26 protein-coding genes are annotated in these 25,067 nt (G+C 66.7%); 16 read left to right on the forward strand and 10 right to left on the reverse strand.

The features are described 5' to 3' along the window. Positions 1–209: 209 nt before the first annotated feature. The 6 genes from cysS to LL06_RS25635 form a co-directional block, all read right to left on the reverse strand. Complete coding sequence (cysS, locus tag LL06_RS25610) at positions 210–1,664, reverse strand: cysteine--tRNA ligase (RefSeq protein WP_035533802.1); 1,455 nt, start codon at positions 1,662–1,664, stop codon at positions 210–212. Positions 1,665–1,856: 192 nt separating this feature from the next. After that, a complete protein-coding gene (locus tag LL06_RS25615) occupies positions 1,857–2,480 on the reverse strand; it encodes a LysE/ArgO family amino acid transporter (protein WP_035533803.1) in 624 nt (207 codons plus the stop codon). Positions 2,481–2,485: 5 nt separating this feature from the next. Further along, on the reverse strand, positions 2,486–3,283 hold the full coding sequence (locus tag LL06_RS25620; protein WP_035533804.1) for an SOS response-associated peptidase: 798 nt from the start codon (positions 3,281–3,283) through the stop codon (positions 2,486–2,488). 91 nt (positions 3,284–3,374) lie between these two features. Beyond that, positions 3,375–4,079 (reverse strand): ATP-binding cassette domain-containing protein, encoded by a 705-nt coding sequence (locus tag LL06_RS25625; protein ID WP_035533805.1) that lies wholly within the window; start codon positions 4,077–4,079, stop codon positions 3,375–3,377. A 10-nt stretch (positions 4,080–4,089) separates the two neighbouring features. Next, complete coding sequence (locus LL06_RS25630; protein ID WP_035533806.1) at positions 4,090–5,262, reverse strand: FtsX-like permease family protein; 1,173 nt, start codon at positions 5,260–5,262, stop codon at positions 4,090–4,092. Next, positions 5,259–6,497: an HlyD family efflux transporter periplasmic adaptor subunit gene (locus tag LL06_RS25635; RefSeq protein ID WP_052161915.1), complete on the reverse strand. Its 1,239-nt coding sequence runs from the start codon at positions 6,495–6,497 to the stop codon at positions 5,259–5,261. Before LL06_RS25635 ends, LL06_RS25630 begins: the two co-directional genes overlap by 4 nt. A gap of 212 nt (positions 6,498–6,709) precedes the next feature. On the opposite strand from LL06_RS25635, the gene LL06_RS25640 reads away from it, so the two are divergent. The 16 genes from LL06_RS25640 (at position 6,710) to LL06_RS25715 (ending at position 19,025) form a co-directional block, all read left to right on the forward strand. Next, entirely contained in the window at positions 6,710–7,150 is a 441-nt protein-coding gene (locus tag LL06_RS25640) for an NUDIX hydrolase (protein ID WP_052161916.1), read from the forward strand. Between the two features lie 83 nt (positions 7,151–7,233). Beyond that, the gene (locus tag LL06_RS25645) at positions 7,234–7,671 is read left to right on the forward strand and encodes a TIGR02301 family protein (RefSeq protein WP_035533816.1); all 438 of its coding nucleotides are present in this window, start codon (positions 7,234–7,236) and stop codon (positions 7,669–7,671) included. Between the two features lie 92 nt (positions 7,672–7,763). Then, the gene (locus LL06_RS25650; protein ID WP_035533818.1) at positions 7,764–8,033 is read left to right on the forward strand and encodes a hypothetical protein; all 270 of its coding nucleotides are present in this window, start codon (positions 7,764–7,766) and stop codon (positions 8,031–8,033) included. A 37-nt stretch (positions 8,034–8,070) separates the two neighbouring features. Continuing rightward, positions 8,071–8,823 (forward strand): hypothetical protein, encoded by a 753-nt coding sequence (locus LL06_RS25655; RefSeq protein WP_244447226.1) that lies wholly within the window; start codon positions 8,071–8,073, stop codon positions 8,821–8,823. A 115-nt stretch (positions 8,824–8,938) separates the two neighbouring features. Then, a complete protein-coding gene (locus LL06_RS25660; protein WP_035533820.1) occupies positions 8,939–9,805 on the forward strand; it encodes a folate-binding protein YgfZ in 867 nt (288 codons plus the stop codon). A 3-nt stretch (positions 9,806–9,808) separates the two neighbouring features. Next, positions 9,809–10,423 (forward strand): HD family hydrolase, encoded by a 615-nt coding sequence (locus LL06_RS25665; protein WP_035533822.1) that lies wholly within the window; start codon positions 9,809–9,811, stop codon positions 10,421–10,423. Further along, positions 10,423–10,986: a tyrosine phosphatase family protein gene (locus tag LL06_RS25670; protein WP_035533824.1), complete on the forward strand. Its 564-nt coding sequence runs from the start codon at positions 10,423–10,425 to the stop codon at positions 10,984–10,986. The genes LL06_RS25665 and LL06_RS25670 overlap by 1 nt, the downstream gene beginning before the upstream one ends. Before the next feature lie 7 nt (positions 10,987–10,993). Next, positions 10,994–11,983, forward strand: a complete 990-nt coding sequence (locus LL06_RS25675) for an NAD regulator (protein ID WP_035533826.1) — start codon at positions 10,994–10,996, stop codon at positions 11,981–11,983. Between the two features lie 452 nt (positions 11,984–12,435). After that, entirely contained in the window at positions 12,436–14,058 is a 1,623-nt protein-coding gene (locus LL06_RS25680) for a BCCT family transporter (protein ID WP_035533827.1), read from the forward strand. 347 nt (positions 14,059–14,405) lie between these two features. Further along, a complete protein-coding gene (sthA, locus tag LL06_RS25685; protein WP_035533829.1) occupies positions 14,406–15,800 on the forward strand; it encodes a Si-specific NAD(P)(+) transhydrogenase in 1,395 nt (464 codons plus the stop codon). 236 nt (positions 15,801–16,036) lie between these two features. Continuing rightward, positions 16,037–16,480: an SRPBCC family protein gene (locus LL06_RS25690; protein ID WP_035533831.1), complete on the forward strand. Its 444-nt coding sequence runs from the start codon at positions 16,037–16,039 to the stop codon at positions 16,478–16,480. Positions 16,481–16,570: 90 nt separating this feature from the next. Further along, positions 16,571–17,083 (forward strand): GyrI-like domain-containing protein, encoded by a 513-nt coding sequence (locus LL06_RS25695; protein WP_035533833.1) that lies wholly within the window; start codon positions 16,571–16,573, stop codon positions 17,081–17,083. Positions 17,084–17,113: 30 nt separating this feature from the next. Beyond that, entirely contained in the window at positions 17,114–17,764 is a 651-nt protein-coding gene (locus tag LL06_RS25700) for a glutathione S-transferase family protein (RefSeq protein WP_035533888.1), read from the forward strand. A gap of 52 nt (positions 17,765–17,816) precedes the next feature. Continuing rightward, positions 17,817–18,299 (forward strand): VOC family protein, encoded by a 483-nt coding sequence (locus LL06_RS25705; RefSeq protein ID WP_035533835.1) that lies wholly within the window; start codon positions 17,817–17,819, stop codon positions 18,297–18,299. 74 nt (positions 18,300–18,373) lie between these two features. Then, positions 18,374–18,622, forward strand: coding sequence for a DUF4160 domain-containing protein (locus LL06_RS27130; RefSeq protein ID WP_081964201.1), 249 nt, complete (start codon positions 18,374–18,376; stop codon positions 18,620–18,622). Next, entirely contained in the window at positions 18,609–19,025 is a 417-nt protein-coding gene (locus LL06_RS25715) for a DUF2442 domain-containing protein (RefSeq protein WP_035533839.1), read from the forward strand. The genes LL06_RS27130 and LL06_RS25715 overlap by 14 nt, the downstream gene beginning before the upstream one ends. Positions 19,026–19,031: 6 nt before the next feature. Here LL06_RS25715 and LL06_RS25720 read toward each other — a convergent pair whose 3' ends face one another. The 4 genes from LL06_RS25720 to nadA form a co-directional block, all read right to left on the reverse strand. Continuing rightward, positions 19,032–20,894: an SLC13 family permease gene (locus tag LL06_RS25720; RefSeq protein ID WP_035533840.1), complete on the reverse strand. Its 1,863-nt coding sequence runs from the start codon at positions 20,892–20,894 to the stop codon at positions 19,032–19,034. 422 nt (positions 20,895–21,316) lie between these two features. After that, the gene (gene nadC / locus LL06_RS25725; protein WP_035533842.1) at positions 21,317–22,192 is read right to left on the reverse strand and encodes a carboxylating nicotinate-nucleotide diphosphorylase; all 876 of its coding nucleotides are present in this window, start codon (positions 22,190–22,192) and stop codon (positions 21,317–21,319) included. Between the two features lie 3 nt (positions 22,193–22,195). After that, positions 22,196–23,791: an L-aspartate oxidase gene (locus tag LL06_RS25730; protein ID WP_035533844.1), complete on the reverse strand. Its 1,596-nt coding sequence runs from the start codon at positions 23,789–23,791 to the stop codon at positions 22,196–22,198. Between the two features lie 49 nt (positions 23,792–23,840). After that, on the reverse strand, positions 23,841–24,920 hold the full coding sequence (nadA, locus tag LL06_RS25735; protein WP_052161917.1) for a quinolinate synthase NadA: 1,080 nt from the start codon (positions 24,918–24,920) through the stop codon (positions 23,841–23,843). Between the last annotated feature and the right edge of the window lie 147 nt (positions 24,921–25,067).

A 25,067-nucleotide genomic window follows, 5' to 3' on the forward strand; every position in this document is an offset into this window, starting at 1 on the left:
CCCCTCTGTCACTTCGTGACATCTCCCCCGCAAGGGGGGAGATTGGCCGGCCGATACATCTCGCCCACCAGACTTCAGTCCCAATTCACCCGAAATGTAATTTGAAAAGGAACCAGAGGCCCGACGTGAGGTGGCGCACGCGGCCCCCCATCTCCCCCCTTGCGGGGGAGATGTCGGCGTAGCCGACAGAGGGGGGTGAAGCCTGCTGCTCACCGCCGGACCTCCCATGTGGTCACCCGTTCCCCGGTCTCCGGATCCTTGCCGTCCTTGAGCTGGATGCCCTGCTCCAGCAACTCGTCGCGGATTCTGTCCGCTTCGGCCCAGTTCTTGGCAGAGATGAAGGCGAGGCGTTCTTGAATGCGCGGCTCGATAGTTGGGTCCATTTTGTCGAATACGATTTTTTCAGTCTCACCATCCGGCTTCTTCTTAAGATTCACAAAACCGAGATGATAAAGAGTGCTTCGAAGCCAATCCCGCGCCTCTTGGTCACCTCTTGAAGCCGATTTGCTCAACTGGTCTAGATAAACCTTGAGGGCAGAGAAATTCAGATCTTCCGACAGAATCTCAACAGCGTGCTCATCCATTCTGAATTTTAGCGAAGCCCCTTCAGAAGCGTCCGCCCATTTCCAAAGAGCCGCTTCCGCCTCCTCCAGCCGCTTCACGCTGAAATCGATCGGCTCCCGGTAATGCGTCATCAGCATGGCGAGCCTCAGCACCTCGCCCGGCCACTTGCGGCCGCCGAATTTCTCCGTCTCCAGCAGCTCCGCAATGGTGACGAAATTGCCCTCGGATTTCGACATCTTCCTGCCTTCGACCTGCAAAAAGCCGTTGTGCATCCACAGGTTCGCCATGCGGTCGGTGCCGTGGGCGCAGCAGGACTGGGCGATCTCGTTTTCGTGGTGCGGGAAGATCAGGTCGAGGCCGCCGCCGTGGATGTCGAAGGTCTCGCCCAGGTGATGCTCGCTCATCACCGAGCATTCGATGTGCCAGCCGGGGCGGCCGTGGATGGTGAGGGTCTGGCCGTTCTCGGTGAAGACACCGTCCCAGCCGGGCTCGTCGGCGGCCGATTCCTTCCACAGCACGAAATCCGCCGGGTTGCGCTTGTGCTCCTCCACCGCGATGCGGGCGCCGGCCTGCTGGTCCTCGAGCTTGCGGTTGGACAGCTTGCCGTAGTCGGGCATCGAGCCCACCGCAAACAGCACCTCGCGGCCCTCGCGGCCGGCCGTGACATAGGCGTTGCCCTTGTCGATCAGCGTCTGGATCATGGTCACCATGCCGTCGATATGGGCGGTCGCGCGCGGTTCGAATGTCGGCGGCAGGCAGCCGAGGGCTGCGGCGTCCTTGTGGAAGCGCGCGGCGGTCTTTTCGGTGACTTTCGCAATCGCCTCGTTGAGCGGCAGGTCGGGATAGTCGCGCAGCGCCCGGGCGTTGATCTTGTCGTCGACGTCGGTGATGTTGCGCACATAGGTGACGTGGGCCTCGCCATAGACATGCCGGAGCAGCCGGTAGAGCACGTCGAAGACGATCAGCGGGCGGGCATTGCCGATATGGGCGAAATCATAGACCGTCGGGCCGCAGACATACATGCGGACATTCTGCGGATCGATCGGCCGAAACTCTTCCTTGACCCGCGTCAGCGTGTTCCAGAATTTCAGTTCGCTCATGTCAACTCCCCGATGCCGGCCCCCGGCCCGGGTCGTTTGTCCTGTTTGTGAAAGAAGACGAAAACGGCCGAGCCAGCGGGGCGCTAGCGAATAATGATGCCGCAGATGCAGGTGGCGCGTGCGCCGTGTGCCGTTTTCATGCTGGTCTTATCCCCGATTGCGCGGGTCCGGTCAAGATGATTGCTGCACCCCTCACCCGGCGAGGAAGCGGGCGATGAGCGAGGCCGACAGCGCCGCCATCACCAGCGCGATCAGCCCGTCGAGCACCCGCCAGGCCGAGGGCCGCGCGAACAGCGGCTCGAGCGCGCGGGCGCCGTAGCCGAGGCCGAAGAACCACAGGAACGAGGCCGACATGGCGCCGAGCGCGAAGGCGAGCCGCGCCGCCCCCTCGTGGCGCGCGCTCAGCCCCCCTACCAGGAGCACGGTGTCGAGATAGACATGCGGATTGAGGAAGGTGAAGGCGAGGCAGGTGAGCACCGCCGCCTTGAGCGATCCCGGCCCGGCCTTGGCCGCCGTGAGCGCCGAGGGCGACAGCGCTCGCCTGAGCGCCATCGCGGCATAGACCGCCAGGAAGGCGGCGCCGCCCAGCGTGACGGCGGCGATCAGCAGCTCGGAGCTCGAGATGATCGCGCCGAGGCCGGCCACGCCGAGCCCGATCAGCACCGCGTCCGACAGCGCGCAGATCAGGCACAGGATGAACACATGCTGGCGCAGCAGTCCCTGGCGCAGAATGAAGGCGTTCTGCGCGCCGATGGCGACGATCAGCGAGCCGCCGAGCAAAAGCCCGGAGATGGCGGGAGCAAGAAGGGAGGTCATCGGATCTAGAACAGTTTCATCTGGTCGGGCGGAGCATCCGCCGGCTTGGGTTTGGCCGCCGGCTTGGCGGGCCTGGCGGCAGGCTCGTCCAAGGGCGCGGCATCGGTCGCCGGCGCCTGCACCTCGGGCCCGGTGTTGGCGACCTTGTTGACGAGGTCGGAGACGCGGATCGCCTCGAAATAACCGTCCGGCGCGGGCGCCATCAGCTCGGCCACGTCGCGCGGCTCCTGGGTGAGGCAGTCGAGCCAGCGCGCGAAATCCTCGGGCCGGATCACCACCGGCATGCGGTCGTGGATCGGCGCGATCTCGCGGTTCGGCCCCACCGTCAGGATCGCCGCCGTGTCGATCTCCGCCCCGTCGGCGCTCATGTAGGTTTCCATCAGCCCGGCGAAGGCGACGATGCCGCCGGCCCTGGGCCGGATCCAGTAGGGGACGGATTTCTGCTTCGAGCCTTTTGGCGGGCGGTGCCATTCGTAGAAGCCCGAGGCCGCCACCAGCACGCGGCGGTGGCGCATGGCGGCGCGGAACGAGGCTTTCTCGATCGCCGTCTCCGAGCGGGCATTGATCAGCAGCGGAAACTCGGCCGGATCCTTGACCCAGCCCGGGATGAACCCCCAGCGCGCCAAGAGCGCCCTGCGGTCGGTGCGGTTGTCGCCCGTCTCCCGGCGGCGGTCGCCGGCCACGATCAGGATCGGCTGCGTCGGCGCTATGTTGTAGCGCGCCGGGAAATCCTCGATCTCCTCGAGCCCGAACAGTTCCTGCACCTCTTCAGGCGTTGCTGTCAGCGAAAAACGGCCACACATCGCCAATCCATGGCTGAGGATTCCCGGAGGGTCAAGAAGCGCGCGAACCGGCGCAAGCTCCGAACGCGAAGACCGCGGCATGGCGGGCGGTCTAGACGGGCGAATTGACCATTCTGTCGGACACGATCCGTCCGTCTTCCAGGGTGACGATACGGTCCGCCAGTTCGAGGATGCGGTTGTCGTGGGTGACCATCACCGTGGTGGTGCCGCGCTTTTGCCCCAGTTTCTTGAGCATCGCCACCACGTTCAAGCCGCTCTCCTTGTCGAGCGCCGCCGTCGGCTCGTCGGCGAAGACGATGTCGGGATTGCCGACCAGCGCCCGGGCCACCGCCACCCGCTGCTTCTGCCCGCCGGACAGGTTGGCCGGCAGATAATCCATCCGATCGGCAAGCCCGAGCAGCGACAAAGCGTGGCGCGCAGCCTCCCGTTCGGCCTCCGGATCATTGAGGCGATGGACCTGCAGCCCCATCTGCACATTCTGCATCGCAGTCAGGCTGCCGTGCAGATTGTGCGCCTGAAAGATGAAACCGAGCCTGCGCCTGAGCGCCTCGTTGAGCGCATTGCCCGCACCCATCAGCTCATGGCCGAGCAGGTTGATCGAGCCGTCCTGCAGGTCGCGCAGGCAGCCCATCAGCGTCAGCACCGTTGTCTTGCCCGAGCCCGAAGGCCCCATCAGCACGGTCAGGCTGCCGCGCGCGACCTTCAGATCGACGTCGAAAATCGCCTGCTTGCGGGCCTCGCCCGTGCCGAACCAATGGTTCAGCCCGGCGACAATGATCGGAAATTCCTCGCTCATCGCCCGCCCCTCAAAACAGGTCTGCCGGATCGGCCGCCGCCAGCCTGCGGGTGGCGATGGCGCCGGACAGCGAGCAGGCGACCAGCGTTCCGATCAGCACGATGACGGCCATGTCCCACGTCATCGCCAAAGGCAGATTGGTGGCCTTCTTCATGCCGGCCAGCAGTCCTGTGCCCACAATCACGCCGGGAATGAAGCCGAACACGGCCAGGATCAACGCTTCCTCAAAGACAATGCCGAGGAAGAATGTCTGCGGATAGCCCATCGCCTTGAAGGTCGCGTATTCGGACAGATGATCGGCGACGTCGGTCGAGAGCACCTGATAGACAATGACGATGCCGACCAGCACGCCGATGATCACGCCGAAGCCGAAAATGATCCCGGTCGGCCGCTTGGTCTGCTGGTATTTCAGATCCTCGGCCTTGGCCTGGGCGTAGGAGCGGATGCGCAGCGACTTGTCGGAGACCAGATCGCGCAACCGGGCAGACACCACATCCGGATCCGCTCCCGGCGCCACCTTGAGCAGAATGTGATCGGGCGCCGCCGACCGGCGCGCCGGAAACAGCGACAGGAAGGTCTGGTCCGACATGATCAGATAGCCGTCGCCGCCAAACCCGCCGCCGCCCTGAAACGTGTCATAGAGCGTCAAGGTCTTGCCGGTCACCTCGAAGCTCGCCGGGGTCTGCGGGCGGATCGCGGCGGCCTCCTCGCGCGGCAGGCCGCGGGTGGCCATGTCGAGAATGCCGGAATCGTTGAGCTGCAGCGTCGCCAGCTTGGGTTTGAGCACCGGGCTCAGGAAATCCGGCAGCGTCGGATCGATGCCGAAGCTGGTGAGCCCCAGCGTCTTGGTCGGCCGCGGCCAGCTTGTGTTGCCGACGAAGATGCCGGTGCCGAGCGTCACCTCCGGATCGGCCTGGGCCTGGAACAGCCATTGCCGCGCGACATTGCCGCCCTCGGTCATGGAATTGGCGTCCGAGGCCGAGATCATGATGTCGGCGGCAAAGAACTCGTAGGGCTTCAGCGTCGCCGTCGCCATCGAGTTCATGATGCCCAGTTGCACGAACACCAGAACATTGGCGAAGGCCACGCCGGAAATGGCGGCTGCGAAGCGGGTGCGGCTGTGGCTCAGTTGCAGCCAGCCGATCGGCAGACGCCCGAACAGCCATTGCAGCCAGCGGTTCATGGATTGCTCTTGGCAGCGGGCGCCAGGGTGCGGGTGTCGATGCGGGCGATGACTTCCAGATTGGTGTAGCGCGCCGCCACCTTGGAGGAAGCCGCGTCCAGTTCGACCATCACCTTGATCACCCGTGCATCGGTATTGGCCGCGGTATCGTCCGACAGCAGGCCCTGGCGTCCGACGGTCAGGCCGATGGATTTGACCCGGCCCTGCAGCGTCTGGCCGATGGCGACGGCCGCCAGTTCCACCGGCTGGCCGATCGCGACATTCGCGATCCGGTCCTGATAGACCTCCACCTCGGCCATCATCTGATCGGTGTCGCCGATCTGCATGATGCCGTCGCTCGGCGGGCGTTCGCCCGGATTGGCCATCGAATCGAGCACCACGCCGCTGATCGGCGACAGAACGGCGGAGCGGATCAGATCCTGCTCGGCGCGGGCGAGCTCCGCCTTGGCGGCGTCGAGATTGCGCGCCGCGACGATCACATCGGGCTGCAACTCGGCTTCCTGGCTTGCAAAGCGCGACAGCGTCGCCTCGGCTTTCTGCACCGCAAGACCCGCCTGGCGCTGGGCTGCGGCGAGCGAATCGAGCGAAGCCTGGGTGATCACGCCGCGTTCGAACAAGGCCTTGGAGCGTTCATAGTCGGCGGCCGCCTCCATGCCTGAACTGCGGGCCTGTTCCAGGGCGGCGAGGGCTTCGGCTTGCGAGTTCTTGACAGACTCGGTGGTCTGCACCAGCGCCGCTTCGCGCACGGCGACATTTGCCTCAGCCTGAAGCACCGCGCCTTCAAGCTGGCCCCGATTGTCCAGCCGCGCCACCACCGCGCCTTTTTCAACGCGGTCACCGATGCTGACCAGCACCTCGGCGATACGGGCGTCGCCGGCGCCGAAGGGAGGCGCCACGATCGACACATCGCCACGCGGCATCAGCCGGGCCAATCCGACAACATCGCTGACCTGCATGGTTGCCGCCATCTCTTTCGGCATTTCCATATTGGGCGGCAGGGCAATCGGCTTCTTCGCACCGCCGCCGGGCTGCAGCCCGGTCAGCGCGTAGAATTTCTGCAAGGCGGTGGGCTGATAATACATGCCGATCACCCCGCCCGAGAACATGAACACCGGAATCAGGAACACCAGGAGGTAGCGCTTGTGAAAGCGGAAACGCCGCCGGGTCACTTGCGGGTGGGCGGAGGCTTGCCGGATGACAGGCAGCGGCAGATCGGTGTCAGGTGGAGTGGTCATGGCGAAGTCCGATTCTCAAGTACCGCGGGATCAAGCTCGATACATAGATTTATTTATATGTTTTCGCAATGCGCAAACCTGCCACGGCGACCGTGGCACACGGTTTCCCGGCCTTGTTCCCTCCGAAACAGCCGGACCCGTTTTCAGGGTTGCCTGCACTGGAAAACTCGCCACATTGCACAGGCTGTGCACGCGGGAGACAAGGCCAGGCCATGAAAGATCACAAGAGCGCACCCCGCCCCGGCCCGGCACTCGCCGTCTCGGTGGCGATCGAGCGGGGCGGCAGGTTCCTGCTGGTGCTGCGCGCCAATCCGCCGGCCCAGCACATGTATGCCTTCCCCGGCGGCCGGGTCGATCCCGACGAGGCGCTGGAGGATGCGGCGCTGCGCGAACTCGAGGAGGAGACCGGGCTGAGGGCGACCAACGCGCGGCCCTTCGCCAGTTTCGACCTCGGCGCGGACGACCCCGGCGGCGGCTCGCACTTCTTTTTGACCGTCTTCCTCGCCGACGATCCGGGCGGGGAGCCGGTGGCGCAGGACGACGCCAGGGAAGTGGGCTGGTTCACTTCCGACGAAATCCGCGCGCTCAGCACACCGCCCAGCATGATCGCCTGCATCGACATGCTGGCTGAGGGCCGGGACCGGCCGCGCTGAGCGCCATCGGCGACGGTCCCGGGCTCCCCTTCCCCCCGTTGGTCGGGATTTCATCCCGCGCTGTCTTGGTGTAAGGAGCGGTCATGTTCCGCTCCCGTGCGCCGATCCTCGCCCTCGTCCTGTCCGTGGCCCTCGCCGGCGGCGTAAGGGACGCATGGGCGCAGGAGGCCGAGGCGACGGAGGAAGAGGCGACCGTGGTGGTGCCGGACCTGCCGCCGCCGCCCTATGAGGCGCGGCTGTTGCGGCTCGCCGAAATCCTCGGATCGGTGCAGTACCTGCGCAATCTGTGCAGTCCGGAGGAGGAAACCGGCTGGCGCGACAGCATGCAGGCGCTGCTCAACAGCGAGACCGCCGGGGAGGCCGATCGCCGCGAGCAGCTCACCGCCGGATACAACCGCGGTTTCCGCGCCTTCGCCTCGGTCTACACCAGTTGCACGGAGGCCGCCGTGGTCGCCGAGGAGCGATACCGTCACGAAGGTGCAACACTTGTGGCGGAAATTGTTTCCCGCTATGGAAATTAACGGTTTGTTAACCGCTATCGACGCAGCCCCGTGCCGGAACGGTTCAAGCCGTGCTAGGCTCGTTAATGTCCTGGTAAGTTAAAGTTGGATTTATGACCCATCCCACCCCGCATACGCCCGAAGAACTCGACGATCTCATCGTCCAGGAGAAGCTTCAGGTCGCCCTCGAGCTCCAGCACGACGCCTGGGCCGAAAGCACGGCCGACGGCATCGAGCCGGAGATCATCGCCGATGCCGCGATGATCACCGCCATCCGCGAGACCGTGCGGGCGCTGGGCGAGGAACAGGCTGAAGCCCTGGTGGAATCGCTCCGGGTCCGTATCCTGGCTGGTGAATTCTCCCCCGAACGTGTGCTACAGTAGGAACTGTGTTTCACTAGGATTATCCGCGGGGATCAAGTTGGCCGGCAAGCCCAAGCGCGAATCGCGAAGCGGCGACATGGCGATCGCATCGGCCATGCTGCTGGCTCTGGCAATCGTTTTTTCCCCCTCCTCTTCCCTGGCGCTGAGCGAGCTGCAGGAAGTGCAGCCTCCGGCCGCGGATACCGGCCAGGCGCCGCCGCCGCTCGATGAACCGCAGATCGGCGAGGATGGCGGCCTGCCGACGCCCGGCCCGATCATCCGCACCCTGCCCGCTCCGGAAAATGACCCGGTGGTCGAGGAACCCGCCGCCGCGGACGCCGCCCCCGTCGACATCCTCACCGATCCCGCGCAATTGCCCGAGCCGGCGCGGCGCATGCGCGAGCTCATCATCGAGGCCGCGTCCACCGGCGAGATCGAAAAGCTGCGCGCGCTGCTGGGCTCCGGCCCCACCGCCACGCAGCTCGCCTTCGGCGAGATCGACGCCGATCCGGTGGAATATCTGCGCTCGGTTTCCGGCGACGGCGCCGGTCAGGAAATCCTGGCGATCCTCATCGACCTGCTCAACACCGGCTTTGTCCGCATCGACGCCGGCGAGCCGGGCGAGACCTATGTCTGGCCCTATTTCGCCGCGCTGCCGCTCGAAAGCCTCACGCCGCCGCAGAAGGTGGAGCTGCTGCGCCTCGTCACCGCCGGCGACGTCGAGGACATGAAGGCCTATGGCGCCTACAATTTCTACCGCATCGGCATCTCGCCCGACGGCGAGTGGCGATTCTTCATGGCCGGCGACTGATCCCGCCCGCGCCCTCCCGCATCCGGGCCCGGACCCGGCTCCGCCCTTGCCCCGCGCCGCGCGACAGCCTACCTATCGGGGACATCCATCCCCGATCAATCCGGAGTGCCCCACCGTGCCAGCCCTAGTCCTCTCCGACCGGAAGATCGTGCGCGTGGACGGCGCGGACGCCGGCCATTTCCTGCAGAACCTGATCACCGCCAATGTCGACTCGCTGCAGCCGGGCGAGGCCCGACCCACCGCGCTGCTGACGCCGCAGGGCAAGATCCTGTTCGATTTCCTGATCTCGAAATCCGGCGAGACCGCCTATGACTGCGACATTCGGGCCGACTGTATGGAAGATTTCATCCGCCGGCTGACGCTCTACAAGCTCCGCGCCGCGGTCAGCTTCGAGAAGCGCGACGACGATACTGTAATCGCCGGCTGGGGCGAGGCCGCGCCCGCGGGCGCGCTCGCTGACCGGCGCTTTCCCGCGGCGACGGGCGTCTGGCGCCTCTATGCCGACGGACCGTCCGCGGATGCCGAGCGGGCCGACTGGGATCGCCTCCGGATCGCCCATGGCGTGGCCGAATCGGGCGCCGATTTCGCGCTGTCGGACGTGTTTCCGCACGACGTGCTGATGGACAAGACCGGCGGCGTCGATTTCAGGAAGGGCTGCTATGTCGGCCAGGAAGTGGTCTCGCGCATGCAGCATCGCGGCACCGCGCGGCGCCGGGTGGCGACCGTGACCGCGGAAGCACCCCTGCCCGCCCGCGGCGCCGATGATCCGGAGCTATCCATCCTGGCGGGCGAAAAATCCGTGGGCAGCCTCGGCAGTACCGAGGGCACGACCGGCCTCGCCATCGTGCGCACCGACCGGGTCGCCGACGCGCTGGCCGAGGGCGCGGCGCTCACAGTCGCGGGAATCCCGGTCACGCTCGCCCTGCCGTCCTGGAGCGGGCTGTCCTTCGACGGCGCTGGCGCCGGCGCTGCGGACGCCTGACCGGTGGCCCCCGGTCCAAAGATCCCGCGCGCTTGGCAGCGCATGCTCTCGGGCCGCAGGCTCGACCTGCTCGACCCCTCGCCGCTGGACGTGGAGATTTCCGACATCGCCCACGGGCTGGCGCGGGTGGCGCGATGGAACGGCCAGACCCGCGGCGACCACGCCTTCTCGGTGGCGCAGCATTCGCTGATCGTCGAGACGATCGTCGGCCGGCTGACCGCGGCCTCGCCCGACACGCTGCAGTTGGCACTGCTGCACGACGCGCCGGAATATGTCATCGGCGACATGATCTCCCCGTTCAAGGCGGTGGTCGGCGGCGGCTACAAAAGCGTCGAGGGCCGCCTCGAGGCCGCCATCCATCTCCGCTTCGGCCTGCCGCCGGTGATGCCCGCGCCGCTCAAGGCGCTGATCAAGCGCGCCGACCGCATCGCCGCCTATTTCGAGGCGACCGAGCTCGCGGGATTCAGCGACGCGGAGGCCCGCGCCTGCTTCGGCCCGCCGCGCGGCATCGGCCGCGAGATGATCGACGTGGCGCCGCGCTCGGCGGCCGAGGTGCAGACGCTTTTCCTCGCGCGCTTCGAGGCCATCGAGGCCTTGCGCCGGCCGGAGCGAGGCTGATGTCCTACATCGTCGTCTGCCGCCTGAACCAGATCGCCGAGACCGCCGTGACCCATGGCGTGCAGGAAATGGTGAGCCTGCTCGCCGAGAACCAGGAGTTTCACCGCCCCGGGGTCATCGACCCGGCCCGCCACCTCAAGCTGGGCCTCAACGACATCGCCGAGCTCCGCCCCGGGCTGACGGCGCCGGGCGAGATCCATGTCGAGCGGCTGATCGGTTTCGCCAGGAGCTGGGACCGGCGCGCGCCGCTGCTGGTGCATTGCTGGCTGGGAATCTCCCGCTCGCCCGCCGCCGCAGCCCTTGTGGCGCTGGCGGTCGAGCCCGACCAGGACGAGATGGCGCTGGCCGAGCGGCTGCGCCAGGCCTCGCCCTTCGTCACCCCCAATCAGCGGCTGATCGACATCGGCGACGCCATGCTCGGCCGCGGTGGACGCCTCGTCCGCGCCGTCAAGGCGATCGGCCGCGGCGCCGATGCCTTCGAGGGCGGATGCTTCCGCCTAACCGTCGGGCCCGGCGACGATCTTCCCGCGAGCCCGCCGCCTTCGCGACGGCGCGGGGGCTGACCGCGCCATGGAACCGAGCCGCATCCCTCCCTTGCGCATCGGGCTCGACGCGGCCATCGTCGCCGTCACCAACCACACCCCGAGCATTCTCACGGTGCCGGAGGCGCCCGGCGCGGGGCCCGCCGACGGCCTGCCCTTCGGCCCGTTCGATCCGGTGCGTCACCGCACCTTCGAGGCCAGCCTGCGCGACAGCGTCGAAAGCCAGACGGCTCTCAACCTGGGCTATGTCGAGCAGCTCTACACCTTCGGCGACCGCGGCCGCCACGTGCTCAGCGACGACGGACGGGACGAGGGCAAGCCGCATCTGGTCTCGGTGGGCTATCTGGCGCTCACGCGGGTGGACGCGGAAAACCCCGAGGCGCTGGCCGCCACCGGCGCGCGCTGGCGCGACTGGTACGAGCTGTTTCCCTGGGAGGACTGGCGCGAAGGCCGCCCGGCCATGCTCGACGCCACCATCCTGCCGCGGCTCCTGCCCTGGGCGCAGGAGCCTGTCGAGCGACCGCGCAATCCGAGCCGCATGGCGCGCATACGCCTCGCCTTCGGGCTCAAGGATTTTCCCTGGGACGAGGAACGGGTGCTCGACCGCTACGAGCTGCTCTATGAAGCGGGCCTGCTCGCGGAGGCCGTCACCGATCAGCGCGTCAAGTCCACCGGGCTGGCCGCGCCGCTCGGCCGCGCCATGCGCTTCGACCACCGCCGCATCGCCGCCACCGCCGTGCAGCGCCTGCGCGCCAAGATCAAGTACCGCCCGGTGATCTTCGAGCTGATGCCGCCGGAATTCACCCTGACGGAGCTGCAGACGACGGTGGAGGCGATCTCGGGCCGCCATCTGCACAAGCAGAATTTCCGGCGGTTGGTGGAGGGCGCCGAACTGGTGGAGCCCACCGGCGCCTCAAGTTCGGCCACCGGCGGCCGGCCCGCGGCGCTCTACCGATTCCGCGCCAAGATCCTGGAAGAGCGCCCCGCCCCGGGTCTGCGGCTCGGCGGACGGGGCTGACGCTGGACCAGGCGCAGCCGGCAACGCCGCGGGCAGCGCATGAAAATCACAGAATTTATGGACTCTCTAGGTGGCGTTCTCTCGTCTCGCCAGCAGTTCCCGGCAATAATGTCACTTATTATCGCCTCGGATGCGAAGGTCATGGTCAAGATCATGCCTTGTTTCGTTTCATCGAGATATTTGCCTCTGATGCAGCGTTGCACGGAAAAATTTCGGGGAAATCGCGTCATTTGAGCGGGGAACGCCGATTTACGATCGACCCGCCCCGCGAAAGACCCTGGAAAACAGGGTCCCGGGTTTGCAACTTGGCCTTCGGTGCGTTAGCCTTTCGTCGCAATCGGAACACAATTCACCTTTTGCGACCTGACGGCCTGCCGCCGGATCTGTCAGGCGCGGAGAGACGCAAGCCTGCAGCGCCTGAGCCAGGCGAACCAAATCAAGAGGGACATTTTATGAGCGACACCAGCGCACCAGGCATACCGGCGCCCGAAGGGCCGACAACGTTGATCGACACCGACTACGAGGTCGGCCAGGACAATGTATCGATGTCGGTGGGCCCGTTCGGCCTCGACATCCACAATCCGGTCTTCGCCATTTCCGGACTGACCATCGTCGCCTTCGTCTTTCTCACCCTCGCCTTCCAGGAGAGCGCGGGCGCGGCCTTCGGTGACCTGCGCGACTGGCTGACCGGCACCTTCGACTGGTTCTTCCTCACCGCCGCCAATATTTTCGTACTGCTCTGCCTGTTCCTGATCGTCTCGCCCTACGGCAAGGTCCGGATCGGCGGCAAGGAGGCGACGCCCGACTATTCCTATTCCGGCTGGTTCGCCATGCTGTTTGCCGCCGGCATGGGCATCGGGCTGATGTTCTACGGCGTGTCCGAGCCGATCTCGCACTTCTCCGCCTCGGTGGCGGAAGGCGCGGGCTCGGCCGAAAGCTGGGCGCCGCTCGGCGGCGCCGCGGGCAACGCCGCCGATTCGCGCGATCTCGGCATGGCGGCGACGATCTTCCACTGGGGCCTGCACCCCTGGGCGATCTACGCCATCGTGGCGCTGGCGCTGGCGCTGTTTTCCTACAACAAGGGCCTGCCGCTCACCATGCGCTCGGTGTTCTACCCGATCTTCGGCGAGCGCGTCTGGGGTTGGACCGGCCACATCATCGACATTCTCGCGGTCTTCGCCACGCTGTTCGGCCTCGCCACCTCGCTGGGCTTCGGCGCTGAGCAGGCCATGGCCGGCCTCAACCACATCTTCGGCATCGAGGTGACGGACTTCTCCAAGGTGATGCTGATCGTGGGGATCACCGGCATCGCCCTGCTCTCGGTCGTCGCCGGCCTTGATGCGGGCGTCAAGCGCCTGTCCGAGATCAACATGGTGCTGGCCGCCCTGCTGCTGGTCTTCGTGCTGCTCGTCGGCCCGACCGTGGCGATCTTCACCGGCTTCTTCCACAATCTCTACGAATATGCGCGCTACCTGCCCGAACTCTCCAATCCGTTCGGCCGCACGGACGACAATTTCCGCCAGGGCTGGACGGCGTTCTACTGGGCCTGGTGGATTTCCTGGTCGCCCTTCGTCGGCATGTTCATCGCCCGCGTCAGCCGCGGCCGCACGGTGCGCGAGTTTCTCACCTGCGTGCTGATCATCCCCTCGCTGGTCTCGGTGTTCTGGATGACCACCTTCGGCGGCACCGCAATCGACCAGCTCGTCAATGACGGCTACCAGATCGTCGTCGATGCGCCGCTCGAGCTCAAGCTGTTCGCCATGCTCGAGGCGCTGCCGCTGCAGCAGATCACCTCGTTCATCGCCATCGTGCTGGTGATCGTGTTCTTCGTCACCTCGTCGGATTCGGGCTCGCTGGTGATCGACACCATCACCGCCGGCGGCAAGATCGACGCGCCGGTGCCGCAGCGCGTGTTCTGGGCCTGCTTCGAGGGCCTGGTCGCCATCGCCCTGCTGCTCGGCGGGGGGCTGGCGGCGCTGCAGGCCATGGCGGTGTCGACGGGCTTCCCGTTCACCATCGTGCTGCTGCTCGCCTGTTTCGCCATCCTCAAGGGGCTGCACAGCGAACCGCGCTGACCCCCGGACAGACGATAACGGAAGGGCCGCCCGTCAGGGGCGGCCCTTTTCGATTCCGGACTTCGGACCAGGCCGAATCGGTGGGTTGAGCACCAAGCCGTCTGCGGCCTGCACCCTCGCTCGGGTGTTTGAAAATCCCCGCCCGAAACGCCGCGAACTGCGCAATATCCGGGCGTCTTGCCCCCGCGATCGGCATTTGCGGCGCCGGGGCTTGCCCGACACTGGAGACATTGCCGATCGCGCCGTCCCGAGCGAGGTTTTGACTTGCGCGGGCGGGCTTTTTGAACAAGTTTGCAGTCCGACTGGCGCACGCCGCGAACAGTGCCCGAAGCTGGATTCCCCCGCCCATGGAACATTACGATTTCATCGTCATCGGCAGCGGGCCCGCCGGCCGCCGCGCCGCCATCCAGGCCGCGAAATTCGGCAGGAAGGTGCTGGTCGTGGAGCGCGGCCGGCGGGTGGGCGGCGTCTCCGTCCACACCGGAACCATCCCCTCCAAGACCCTGCGCGAAACCGCGCTCAACCTCTCCGGATGGCGCGAGCGCGGCTTCTACGGCCGCTCCTACCGGGTCAAGCAGAACCTGACTGCGAGCGATCTGCGCGCCCGGCTCACCATCACCCTGACCCACGAGATCGAGGTGCTGGAACACCAGTTCGCGCGCAACCAGGTGACCACGCTCAGGGGCGACGCCCGCTTCAGGGACCGCAGCACGATCGAGGTGGCGGGCGAGGAAGGCGAGACGTTCCTGTTCACCTCGGACGCCATCCTGCTCGCCGTTGGCACCGTTCCGTTCCGCCCCGACTATGTGCCCTTCGACGGGACCAGCATCTTCGACAGCGACGAGATCCTCGAGCTCACCCACCTGCCCCGGTCGATGACGGTGATCGGCGCGGGCGTCATCGGCATCGAATACGCCACCATCTTCAGCGCGCTCGACGTCCATGTCACGCTGGTGGAGCCGCGCACCACCATGCTCGATTTCATCGACCGCGAGCTGATCGACGATTTCACCCACCAGATCAAGGACCGCGGCATGGTGCTGCGTTTTGGCCGCAAGGCCGAAAGGATCATCAAGCTCGAGGGCGGCGGCTGCGAGATCCAGATGGAGGGCGGCCGCAACATCCGCTCGGAAATGGTGCTGTTCGCCGCCGGACGGATGGGCGCCACTTCCACGCTCAACCTCGAATCCTGCGGCCTCGACAGCGACGCCCGCGGCCGCATCAAGGTCAACCCGACCACCTTCGCGACCGATGTGCCCGGCATCTACGCCGCGGGCGACGTGATCGGCTTCCCCAGCCTCGCCTCCACCTCGATGGAACAGGGCCGCATCGCCGCCTGCCACGCGCTCGGCCAGCAGGCGCACGAGCCGCCGAAGTTCTTCCCCTACGGAATCTATGCGGTGCCGGAGATTTCCACCGTCGGCATGACCGAGGAGGAGGTGATCGAGCGCGGCATCGCCTATGAATGCGGCGTGGCGCGGTTCCGCGAGACCTCGCGCGGCCACATCATGGGCCTCGACACCGGCATGCTCAAGATGATCTTCTCGCTCAAGACCCGGCGGCTGCTCGGCTGCCACATCGTCGGCGAGGGCGCCACCGAGCTGATCCACATCGGCCAGGCCGTGCTCAATCTCAAGGGCACGCTGGATTACTTCGTCGAGAACACCTTCAACTATCCAACGCTCGCCGAAGCCTACAAGATCGCGGCCCTCGACGCCTGGAACCGCATGCCGCAGCATTGAGCGTCCGAGACTGACTGCTCCCGGGGGAGCGCCGCGCGACGCGGCGCCATCCCGCCTTTACCAGATCTCCCCGGATATAAATCTGCCCCGATACGGGTGTTCGGAGCCGATCCGCCGTGAGTCCGTTTCAAGTTTGTCACAGCCTGTGAATTGACAACATACCAACTGGTCGGTATGCAATAAAAGGATGGAGCCCTGGCGACCGCCAGGGAAGGAGACCCGAGGAGGAGACCAGCATGCCCAGCACCATTCGCCTGCACCGCGTCATCGCCGCCAGGCCGGAGAAGATCTATCGCGCCTTTCTCGAAAGCGACGCCGTGGCGAGCTGGATCCCGCCCTACGGCTATCTCTGCACGGTCCATCACCTCGACGCGAAGGTCGGCGGCAGCCACAGGATGTCGTTCCGCAATTTCACCACCGGCCACAGCCACGCCTTCGGCGGCACCTATCTCGAACTCGTGCCAGGCGAACGGCTTGTCTACACCGACAGCTTCGAGGATCCGAACCTGCCGGGCGAGATGCGGGTCACCGTCTCTCTCAAGGCCGTGTCGGTCGGGACCGAACTCAGCATCGAACAGCAAGGCGTGCCGGACGTGATCCCGCCCGAAGCCTGCTATCTCGGATGGCAGGACTCGCTCGACAAGCTGGCGCGGCTGGTCGTGCCCGAGATCAACCAGTAGCCGGGCCCGGGATGGTCGCCGGCGCGACGCCCTAGCCAAGGAATCGGCCTGGCCGCCAAGCCGATGAAATCGTGCCGTGAGGAGACTGACATGCTGACATTGCCCGAAAACGTGACCCGTGCGGCGCAGCCCTACGCCTACATGAGCTTCGAGGTGCGCATGGACGAGATGATGAAACCGGCCGAGGAGGGATTTCCAGCGGTGTTCGACTTTCTCGCCAGGCAGAACATCGAACCGGCGGGCCTGCCGATCTACAATTACCGGCGCATCGACATGGCCGACACGCTCGACGTGGAAGCAGGCGTGCCGGTGACGCGCATGGGTCAGGACAGCGACAGCATCAAATTCGGCACCCTGCCCGCCGGGGCGTTCGTGACGATGCGCTGGCATGGGCATCCCGACAAGCTCGAACCCGTCACCGGCCTGCTGATCGGCTGGGTCCGCCTCACCGAGCAGCCGCTCGACATGGAAGAAAGCCCTCGCGGCGACCTGTTCGCCTGCCGGCTCGAAATCTTCGAAATTGGTCCCGATGAGGAACCCGACATGAACAAATGGGTGACGCAGCTCGCGTTCAAGCTCAAGGACCGCCCGGGCGTCGGCTGAGGCTTGCGAAGCGAGGAGAAGGACGTGGCCATGATGCCGACCATCACCGCCTTTGAACGCTCGCCCGACGGCGGCAGGGGCCTGGCCCGCGACACGCGCGTGCGCTGGGCGCTCGAGGAAACGGGCCGGGCCTACGAGGTTCGCCTGGTCTCCTTTGCCGCGATGAAGCAGCCCGAGCATCTGGCGCTTCATCCCTTCGGACAGATCCCGACCTATGAGGAGGGCGATGTCGCGCTGTTCGAAACCGGCGCCATCGTGCTTCACATCGCCGAACGCCATGCGGGGCTGCTGCCGGATCATCCCGCGGCCCGGAGCCGCGCCATCACCTGGATGTTCGCCGCGCTCAACACCGTGGAGCCGCCGATTCTCGAGCGCGAACAGGCCCCTTACGTGGTGGGCGATCGGCCCTGGCGCGCGGAACTCCTGCCGCTCCTCGACGGCCGGGTGCGCGCCAGGCTCACCCAGCTCTCGGCGCGCCTGGGCGAGGCCGAATGGCTCGATGGCGCCTTCAGCGCCGGTGACCTGATGATGGTCTCGGTGCTGCAGCGGCTGAAATCCTCGGCCGTGCTCAAGGAATTTCCCACGCTCGCCGCCTATGTGGCTCGCGGCGAGGCCCGACCGGCCTACGCCCGGGCTTTCGCCGCCCAATGGAAGGTGAATGCCCGGCAACCGAGCGGCTGACCCGTCGCCTGCCAGACACCCCAGACCAACCCGAAGAACAGGAGAGACCCCAATGACCGACCTCATGACCTGCCTATGGTTCGACCACGGCGAAGCCAAAAAGGCCGCCGAATTCTACGCCGCGACATTCCCTGACAGCCATGTCGGGCGCGCCAACGCCGCGCCCGGCGATTTCCCCGGCGGCCAGGCGGGCAGCGAACTGACGGTCGAGTTCACCCTGCTGGGCCGCAAGTTCGTGGGCCTCAACGGCGGCCCCGTCTTCACGCCGAACGAAGCGGTGAGCTTCATGGTCGTCACCGAAGACCAGGAGGAGACCGACCGCTACTGGAACGCGATCATCTCCAATGGTGGCGCGGCGAGCGAATGCGGCTGGTGCAAGGACCGCTGGGGCTTCTCCTGGCAGATCACCCCGCGGATCCTGCTCGACCTGACGACAAGCCCCGATCCCGCCACGGCCCAGCGCGCCTTCGCGGCGATGATGACCATGCAGAAGATCGACATCGCCGCGCTCGAGGCGGCGGTCGCCGGGGGGTGATCGCTGAAACGGCGCTTGGCGAAATCCGCCGCGGCCGTCTTTCCTAAGCGCTTGGGTTATGGTATTGTCGCAGGATGCCGACGGTTCTGCGCTTCGATGGCCTGCGGGTGGTGATCTATCCCAATGATCATCGGCCCGAGCATGTCCATGTCCGAAGCGCGGATGGCGAGGCGGTGTTTTTGCTGCATTGTCCCGCCGGTCCGCCTGTGTTGCGGGAAAGCTATGGTTTCAACCGGCCTCAACTGACGCGGATCCTGGCTCAGCTGGCACAGGCAGTTGCAGAACTCTGCGAAGAATGGAGGGTGATTCATGACCGTCACTGAGCGGGAGATTGAGCAAGCCGAGACACGGATGGCGGAATTGCGAAAAGGCGGCTTTGCCGTGTCCACGCGCTATGACCGGGCAGCGGACCGCATCGTCATCGAATTGAGCACGGGCGTCCAGATCGCCTTCCCGCCGCATCTGGCGGAGGGACTTGCGGGAGCTTCCCCCGACGATCTTTCGGAGATCGAGATCAGTCCGGCAGGGCTAGGAGTGCATTGGCCGAGGCTCGATGCGGATCTCTATGTGCCCTCGCTTCTGCAGGGTCTGTTCGGCTCGAAAAGCTGGATGGCCGCATCCCTCGGCACCGCTGGCGGCCAGGCGCGCACCCAGGCCAAGGCCGATGCAGCGCGCGCCAACGGCCGCAAGGGCGGGCGTCCGCGCAAGGCGACGGGAGGTCTGTAATCCGACCTACAGCGGCCACACCCAGAGCAGCAGCGGCATGCTGACGGCGACCACCAGCACTTCGAGCGGCAGGCCGAGCTTCCAGTAGTCGCCGAAGCGGAAGCCGCCGGGGCCGAGGATCAGCGTGTTGTTCTGGTGGCCGATCGGCGTCAGGAAGGCGCAGGAGGCGCCGATGGCGACCGCCATCAGGAAACTGTCCGGATTGACCCCGAGCTGCGCCGCGATGCCGATGGCGATCGGGCAGAGCACCGCCGCGGTGGCGGCGTTGTTCATCACGTCCGACAGGAACATGGTGGTGATCAGCACCACCGCGAGTGCGGCCACGGCATTGCCCTGCGCGATCGTGTCGACGAGGAACCGCGCCAGCAGGTCCGCCGCGCCCGAACTCTGCATGGCGCCCGCCACCGGGATCAGCGCCGCCAAGAGCACGATCACCGGCCAGTCGATGGCCGTGTAGATCTGCTGCAGCGGCACGGTGCGGAACAGCATCGTCGCCAGCAGGGCGAGCGCGAAAGCCGGCGCCGCGGGCAACAGGCCCAGCGTGACGATGGCCACCGCGCCCACCATGATGCCGCCGGCGATGAGCGCCATGCGCTTGTCGGGGATGCGCAGTTCGCGCTCGCCCAGCGGCACGCAGCCGCTTTCCTTGACGAATTCGGTCACCACCACCGCCGGGCCCTGGATCAGCAGCAGATCGCCGGACTTGAGCTTGAGCGTGCGCAGCCGCGCCTTGGGCGACGCGCCGTTGCGCGACACGGCGAGCAGGTTGATGCGGTAGCGCGTCCTGAGTCTGAGATCCCGCGCCGAGCGGCCGACGATCGACGAGCCCGGCAGCACCGCCAGTTCGCGCAGCACCAGTTCGTTGTCGGGTCCCTTGTCGGCATCCGCATCGGCGTCCGCCTCCTCCGCCTTGGCCTTGGCCTTCTTGGTCATGGTCTCGACCCCTTCGGGATCGATCTGCTGGTCCTTGGCCGCCGACGAGCCCTTTTCCTCGAGATGGATGTCGAACACCGACACCGCTTCGGCGAGCGCGCCCACTTCCGCCTCGAGCACGAGGATGTCGCCCTGTTTGATGCGGCGCCTCTTGTTGGGAGCGTTGAAGCGGGCCTCGTCGCGCACCAGCGCCACGATCTGCGCGCCGGTTTCGGCGATCTCGCGCTCGAACCCGCTTAGCGTCAGGCCCACCGCCTTGCTCTTCTCCGGCACGCGCAACTCGGTGAGATAGGCCCCGGTGTCGAAGCCCTTGATGTCGACGGATTTGCGCGCCGGCACCAAGCGCGAGGCCGCGAGCGCGATGAAGACCACGCCCACCACCGCCACCGTGACGCCCACGGGCGCGAAATCGAAGATCGCGAAATGCCCCTGCCCCGCCTCGGCCCGGAAGCCCGAGACGATCAGGTTCGGCGGCGTGCCGATCAGCGTGGTCATGCCGCCCAGCACCGTGCCGAAGGCGAGCGGCATCAGCACCTGGCCCGGGGTCAGGTCGATGCGGCCCGACAACTGGATGGCGATCGGCATCAGCAGCGCCATGGCGCCGACATTGTTCATGAACCCCGAGAGCGCCGCGCCCAGCCCCAGCAGCGCGAGCAGGCTCGGCAGCCGCCCGGCATTGCGCGGCAGCAGGCCGCGGGCCAGCCAGTCCACAGCGCCGGTGTTCTGCAGGCCCTGGCTCAGCACCAGCACGCAGGCGACCGTGATGACGGCGGGATGGCCGAAGCCGGCGAAGGCCTCCTCCGCCGGCACAAGTCCGGCGATGACGCAGGCCAGCAGCGCCGCCAGCGCCACCACGTCATGGCGGAACCGCCCCCACAGGAACAGGCCGACGGTGGCCGCGAGGATGGCGAAAATCAGCAAATGGGGGGTGGTCATGAAAAGGAGCCCTTGAAGGTCGGTCGCCTGCCATAATGCCTGTAGGATCAAATGGATCCATCGAGATGGAAATGTTTATTGCGGGCATGGTCCAAGCCGTGCGTCCGCTTCATCCACGCGCGGATGCGAGGTGGCCGCGAAGGGCTGGACGCGCCCCCGCCACGCGTCCGGACCGCCGCAAAGGCCACGCCCCCGCCCCGCCGTCCTCCTCGGGCTTGTCCCGAGGAGCGACCGGCCCATCGGCTTTAGGACTGGACCCACGGTTGCGGTGCCGGCTTCTGTAGACCCTCGCCACAAGGGCGAGGGTGACGAGCCGTGGGGGTGGATGGAGTGACGGCGGCTTGTAACCGGCATGACGGCGACAGAGGGCGGCGGGTCCGCGGCGTGGCAGCGGCCTCATCCGGCCGCCCCGCGCAGCCCCCTCACCCGATCGCGATATCGAGCCCGATGTCGAGCGTCGGCGCCGCCATCGTGATCTTCGAGGTGGAGATGAAGTCGACGCCGGTTTCGGCGATGGCGCGGATGGTGTCGAGGCTGACATTGCCCGAGGCCTCGAGCGTGATCGGTCCCCGCTTGGCCGCCCGGTTCATCGCCACCGCCTCGCTCAGCATCTCGGGGCCCATGTTGTCGAGCAGGCAGACATCGGCGCCCTCGTCCAGCACCTCGGCGAACTGGGCGAGCGTGTCGACCTCGATCTCGATCTTGACGAGATGCCCGGCGAAGGCCTTGGCGGCCCTGAGCGCCGCGGCGATGCCGCCGGCGACCGCGATGTGGTTGTCCTTGATCAGGATCGCGTCGTCGAGCCCGTAGCGGTGCGACGAGCCACCGCCGCAGCGCACGGCGTATTTCTCCACCGCGCGCAGGCCGGGAATGGTCTTGCGGGTGCAGGTGACCCTGGCGCTTGTGTGGGCGATGGCGTCGGCGAAGCGCGCCGTATAGGTGGCGACGCCCGAAAGATGCATGAGATAGTTGAGCGCCACCCGCTCGGCCGAGAGCACGCCGCGGGCCGGACCGGAGATGCGGGCGATCGTCGCCCCCGGCTCGACCCTTGCGCCGTCCGCGACCAGCGCCTCGAAGTTGATCGCCGGATCGATCAGCCGGAAGGCGGCCGCGGCCAGCGGCAGTCCGGCGATCACGCCGGCCTCGCGGCTGTTCATTGCGGCCGTCGCCCGCCGGTCGGGACCGATGGTGGCATTGGTGGTGATGTCCCCGGCGCGGCCGAGATCCTCGATCAGCGCCGCGCGCACCTGATCCTCGATCATCAGCCCCGGCAGTTCGGGAAGATAGGCAGTCGTCATGCGTCAGCTCTCCAGCAGATCGGGGATGATGCCATGCGCCTGGCCAAGGGTCAGGAGCGTGCGCCGCTTCCAGGCCGCGTCCTCCGCCGGGAAATCGGTGCGGAAATGCCCGCCGCGGCTTTCGGTGCGGTTGAGCGCGCAGACGGCGATCAGCTTGGCCGTGGTGATGACATTGTCGAAACGGACCGAATGGCTGTCACGCGCCAGCCGCAGGATCGTGCGGAGCGCCGAGCGCATGCCCTCGCCGTCGCGCAGCACGCCCAGATTGGCGCTCATGGTCTGCCGCAGCAGCGCCATGTTGGGATGGTCCTTTTCCATGAGATGCTCGGTGGAGGTGATCGAGCCGTCCTGCCAGTCGGCGGGCGCATCGGGCCCGATCTCGGCTTTCAGCGTCTCGGCGATGCGGGCCGAGAACACCACCGCCTCGAGCAGCGAGTTCGAGGCCAGCCGGTTGGCGCCGTGCGCGCCGGTCGAGGTGCATTCGCCGCAGGCCCAGAAGCCCGGCAGCGACGAGCGGCCGTCGATGTCGGTCCAGATGCCGCCCATGAAGTAATGCGCCGCCGGGACCACCGGGATCATCTCGCGCGCCGGGTCGATGCCAGCCTCCTGGCAGTAGCCGAAGACGGTGGGAAACTCGGCGGCGAAATCGGGAACCGCCGTGCGGCAGTCGAGAAAGGCGCCGCGGCCCGCCTTCACCTCGGCGAAGATGCCGCGCGCCACCACGTCGCGCGGCGCGAGTTCGGCGTCCTTGTGCAGCGGCAGCATGAAGCGTACGCCGTCGCGGTTGTGCAGCGTCGCGCCGTGGCCGCGCAGCGCTTCGGTCGCGAGCGGCGCCGGGTCCTTGCCGACATTGATGGCGGTGGGGTGGAACTGCACGAATTCCATGTCGGCCATGCGCGCGCCGGCGCGCGCGGCCATGCCGATGCCGCCGCCGCGGGCTTCGGTGGGGTTTGTCGTCACCTCGTAGAGATGGCCGACGCCGCCGGTGGCCATCACCACGTTCGAGCCGGTGATGCGGTGCAGTTCCTCGCCGGCGCCGGCCTTGTCCCGGGCGATGACGCCGGTCACGCGGCCGTCCTCGACGATCAGGTCCTCGACCACATAGCCTTCCAGCACCCGGATCGACGGCGTCCTGCGCACCGAGGCGACCAGCGCCTCCATGATGGCGCGCCCGGCCATGTCGCCGCGCACGCGCACGATCCGGCTTTGCGAATGCGCCGCCTCCCGGCTGACGGCCAGATGGCCCTCGAGATCGCGGTCGAACGGCACGCCGTAGCCAAGGAGATCGAAGATGCGCGCCGAGGCCTCGGTCGCCATGGTGCGGATGATCTCCTCGTCGACGATGCCGTCGCCGGCGATGATGGTATCCTGCACATGGCTCTCGATCGTGTCGCCCTCACCCACCGCGGCGGCGATGCCCGCCTGCGCCCAGGCCGACGACGCGCCTCGGCCGATCGGCGCCGCGGCCAGCACGGTGACCGCCTTGGGCGCGAGCTTCAGCGCGCAGAACAGGCCCGCCAGCCCGCCGCCGATGATGACGACCTCGTCCGATCGCTTGACCGCTTTCGGCTGATGGATGGCGATCGCGGTCGAAACCATGGCATGCTCCCTGCTGGTGGTGGCGGCGCGCGGCCGCTGTGCCGGATCGTCAGTTCTTGAGGTTGATCATCCGCTCGACGGCGAGCCGCGCGCGGCCGGCGATGGCCGGGTCGACCAGCACTTCCTCGGTCATGAACAGCAGGCTGTCGAGGATCTTGGGCAGCGTGATGCGCTTCATGTGCGGGCAGAGGTTGCACGGCTTGATGAACTCGACGCCCTCGACCTCGCTTTCGACATTGGACGCCATCGAGCATTCGGTCACGAGCAGCACGCGCGAGGGCCGCGTGTCCTTGACATAGTTGATCATGCCGGCGGTCGAACCCGAATAGTCGCAGACCGCGATCACGTCCGGGTGGCACTCGGGATGGCCGATGATCTCGATGGTCGGATCGGCTTCCTTGTAGGCAAGCAGCTCTTCCGCCGTGAAGCGCTCGTGCACCTCGCAGTGGCCCTTCCAGGTCAGGATCTTCTTCTTGGTCTGCTTGGCGACATTCATCGCCAGGTACTCGTCCGGGATGCACAGGATCGTGTCGGACTCGAAGCTTTCGCACACGGCCACCGCATTGGACGAGGTGCAGCAGATGTCGGTCTCGGCCTTCACGTCGGCCGAGGTGTTGACGTAGGTCACCACTGGCACGCCGGGATAGCGCTCCTTCAGCAGCCGCACATCCGCGCCGGTGATCGATTCCGACAGCGAGCAGCCGGCCTTGATGTCGGGGATCAGCACGGTCTTGTCCGGGTTGAGCAGCTTCGAGGTCTCGGCCATGAAGTGCACGCCGCACTGGACGATGATCTCGCCGTCGACCAGCGAGGCCTCGCGCGCGAGCTGCAGCGAATCGCCGACGATGTCGGCGACGCAGTGGAAGATGTCCGGCGTCTGGTAATTGTGCGCGAGGATCGACGCCCCGCGCTCCTTCTTGATGCGGTTGATCGCATGGATATAGGGCGCGTAGACGGGCCACTCGATCTCGGGGATGTGGCGGCGCACGCGATCATAGAGATGGGCGGTTTCCCGCGCCACGGCCGGGGTGTATTTGAGTTCCGGGCGCTCCATCACCCCGAACCGCTCCGCAGCGCTCGGCATGGTCTTCGCAGCCGGTGCGCGCGTCAGTGTTTCCAACCGGGTCATGGCAACCCTCCCGTCAATCTCTATTATGCTCAAATTGAGCATAATTGGGTTCAAAAGAAGCCCGGCGATGCCGGGCACTCCCCACATAAGACGGAACCGGCCCGATTGCAAGCGAGGCCGGCGCGGCCTTTTCTTCGCCGGCTGCGC

The organism is Hoeflea sp. BAL378 (assembly GCF_000759435.1).
GTDB lineage: Bacteria > Pseudomonadota > Alphaproteobacteria > Rhizobiales > Rhizobiaceae > Hoeflea.

Coding starts and splice junctions, on each gene's coding strand:
- LL06_RS25705 (WP_035533835.1), top strand. CDS start 17,817: ATGACCGACCTCATGACCTGCCTATGGTTCGACCACGGCGAAGCCAAA.
- LL06_RS25630 (WP_035533806.1), bottom strand. CDS start 5,262: ATGAACCGCTGGCTGCAATGGCTGTTCGGGCGTCTGCCGATCGGCTGG.
- LL06_RS25680 (WP_035533827.1), top strand. CDS start 12,436: ATGAGCGACACCAGCGCACCAGGCATACCGGCGCCCGAAGGGCCGACA.
- LL06_RS25620 (WP_035533804.1), bottom strand. CDS start 3,283: ATGTGTGGCCGTTTTTCGCTGACAGCAACGCCTGAAGAGGTGCAGGAA.
- LL06_RS25640 (WP_052161916.1), top strand. CDS start 6,710: ATGAAAGATCACAAGAGCGCACCCCGCCCCGGCCCGGCACTCGCCGTC.
- nadA (WP_052161917.1), bottom strand. CDS start 24,920: ATGACCCGGTTGGAAACACTGACGCGCGCACCGGCTGCGAAGACCATG.
- LL06_RS25635 (WP_052161915.1), bottom strand. CDS start 6,497: ATGACCACTCCACCTGACACCGATCTGCCGCTGCCTGTCATCCGGCAA.
- nadC (WP_035533842.1), bottom strand. CDS start 22,192: ATGACGACTGCCTATCTTCCCGAACTGCCGGGGCTGATGATCGAGGAT.
- LL06_RS25690 (WP_035533831.1), top strand. CDS start 16,037: ATGCCCAGCACCATTCGCCTGCACCGCGTCATCGCCGCCAGGCCGGAG.
- LL06_RS25650 (WP_035533818.1), top strand. CDS start 7,764: ATGACCCATCCCACCCCGCATACGCCCGAAGAACTCGACGATCTCATC.
- LL06_RS25670 (WP_035533824.1), top strand. CDS start 10,423: ATGTCCTACATCGTCGTCTGCCGCCTGAACCAGATCGCCGAGACCGCC.
- LL06_RS25695 (WP_035533833.1), top strand. CDS start 16,571: ATGCTGACATTGCCCGAAAACGTGACCCGTGCGGCGCAGCCCTACGCC.
- LL06_RS25615 (WP_035533803.1), bottom strand. CDS start 2,480: ATGACCTCCCTTCTTGCTCCCGCCATCTCCGGGCTTTTGCTCGGCGGC.
- LL06_RS25715 (WP_035533839.1), top strand. CDS start 18,609: ATGACCGTCACTGAGCGGGAGATTGAGCAAGCCGAGACACGGATGGCG.
- LL06_RS25720 (WP_035533840.1), bottom strand. CDS start 20,894: ATGACCACCCCCCATTTGCTGATTTTCGCCATCCTCGCGGCCACCGTC.
- LL06_RS25700 (WP_035533888.1), top strand. CDS start 17,114: ATGATGCCGACCATCACCGCCTTTGAACGCTCGCCCGACGGCGGCAGG.
- LL06_RS27130 (WP_081964201.1), top strand. CDS start 18,374: ATGCCGACGGTTCTGCGCTTCGATGGCCTGCGGGTGGTGATCTATCCC.
- LL06_RS25730 (WP_035533844.1), bottom strand. CDS start 23,791: ATGGTTTCGACCGCGATCGCCATCCATCAGCCGAAAGCGGTCAAGCGA.
- LL06_RS25645 (WP_035533816.1), top strand. CDS start 7,234: ATGTTCCGCTCCCGTGCGCCGATCCTCGCCCTCGTCCTGTCCGTGGCC.
- cysS (WP_035533802.1), bottom strand. CDS start 1,664: ATGAGCGAACTGAAATTCTGGAACACGCTGACGCGGGTCAAGGAAGAG.
- LL06_RS25675 (WP_035533826.1), top strand. CDS start 10,994: ATGGAACCGAGCCGCATCCCTCCCTTGCGCATCGGGCTCGACGCGGCC.
- LL06_RS25625 (WP_035533805.1), bottom strand. CDS start 4,079: ATGAGCGAGGAATTTCCGATCATTGTCGCCGGGCTGAACCATTGGTTC.
- sthA (WP_035533829.1), top strand. CDS start 14,406: ATGGAACATTACGATTTCATCGTCATCGGCAGCGGGCCCGCCGGCCGC.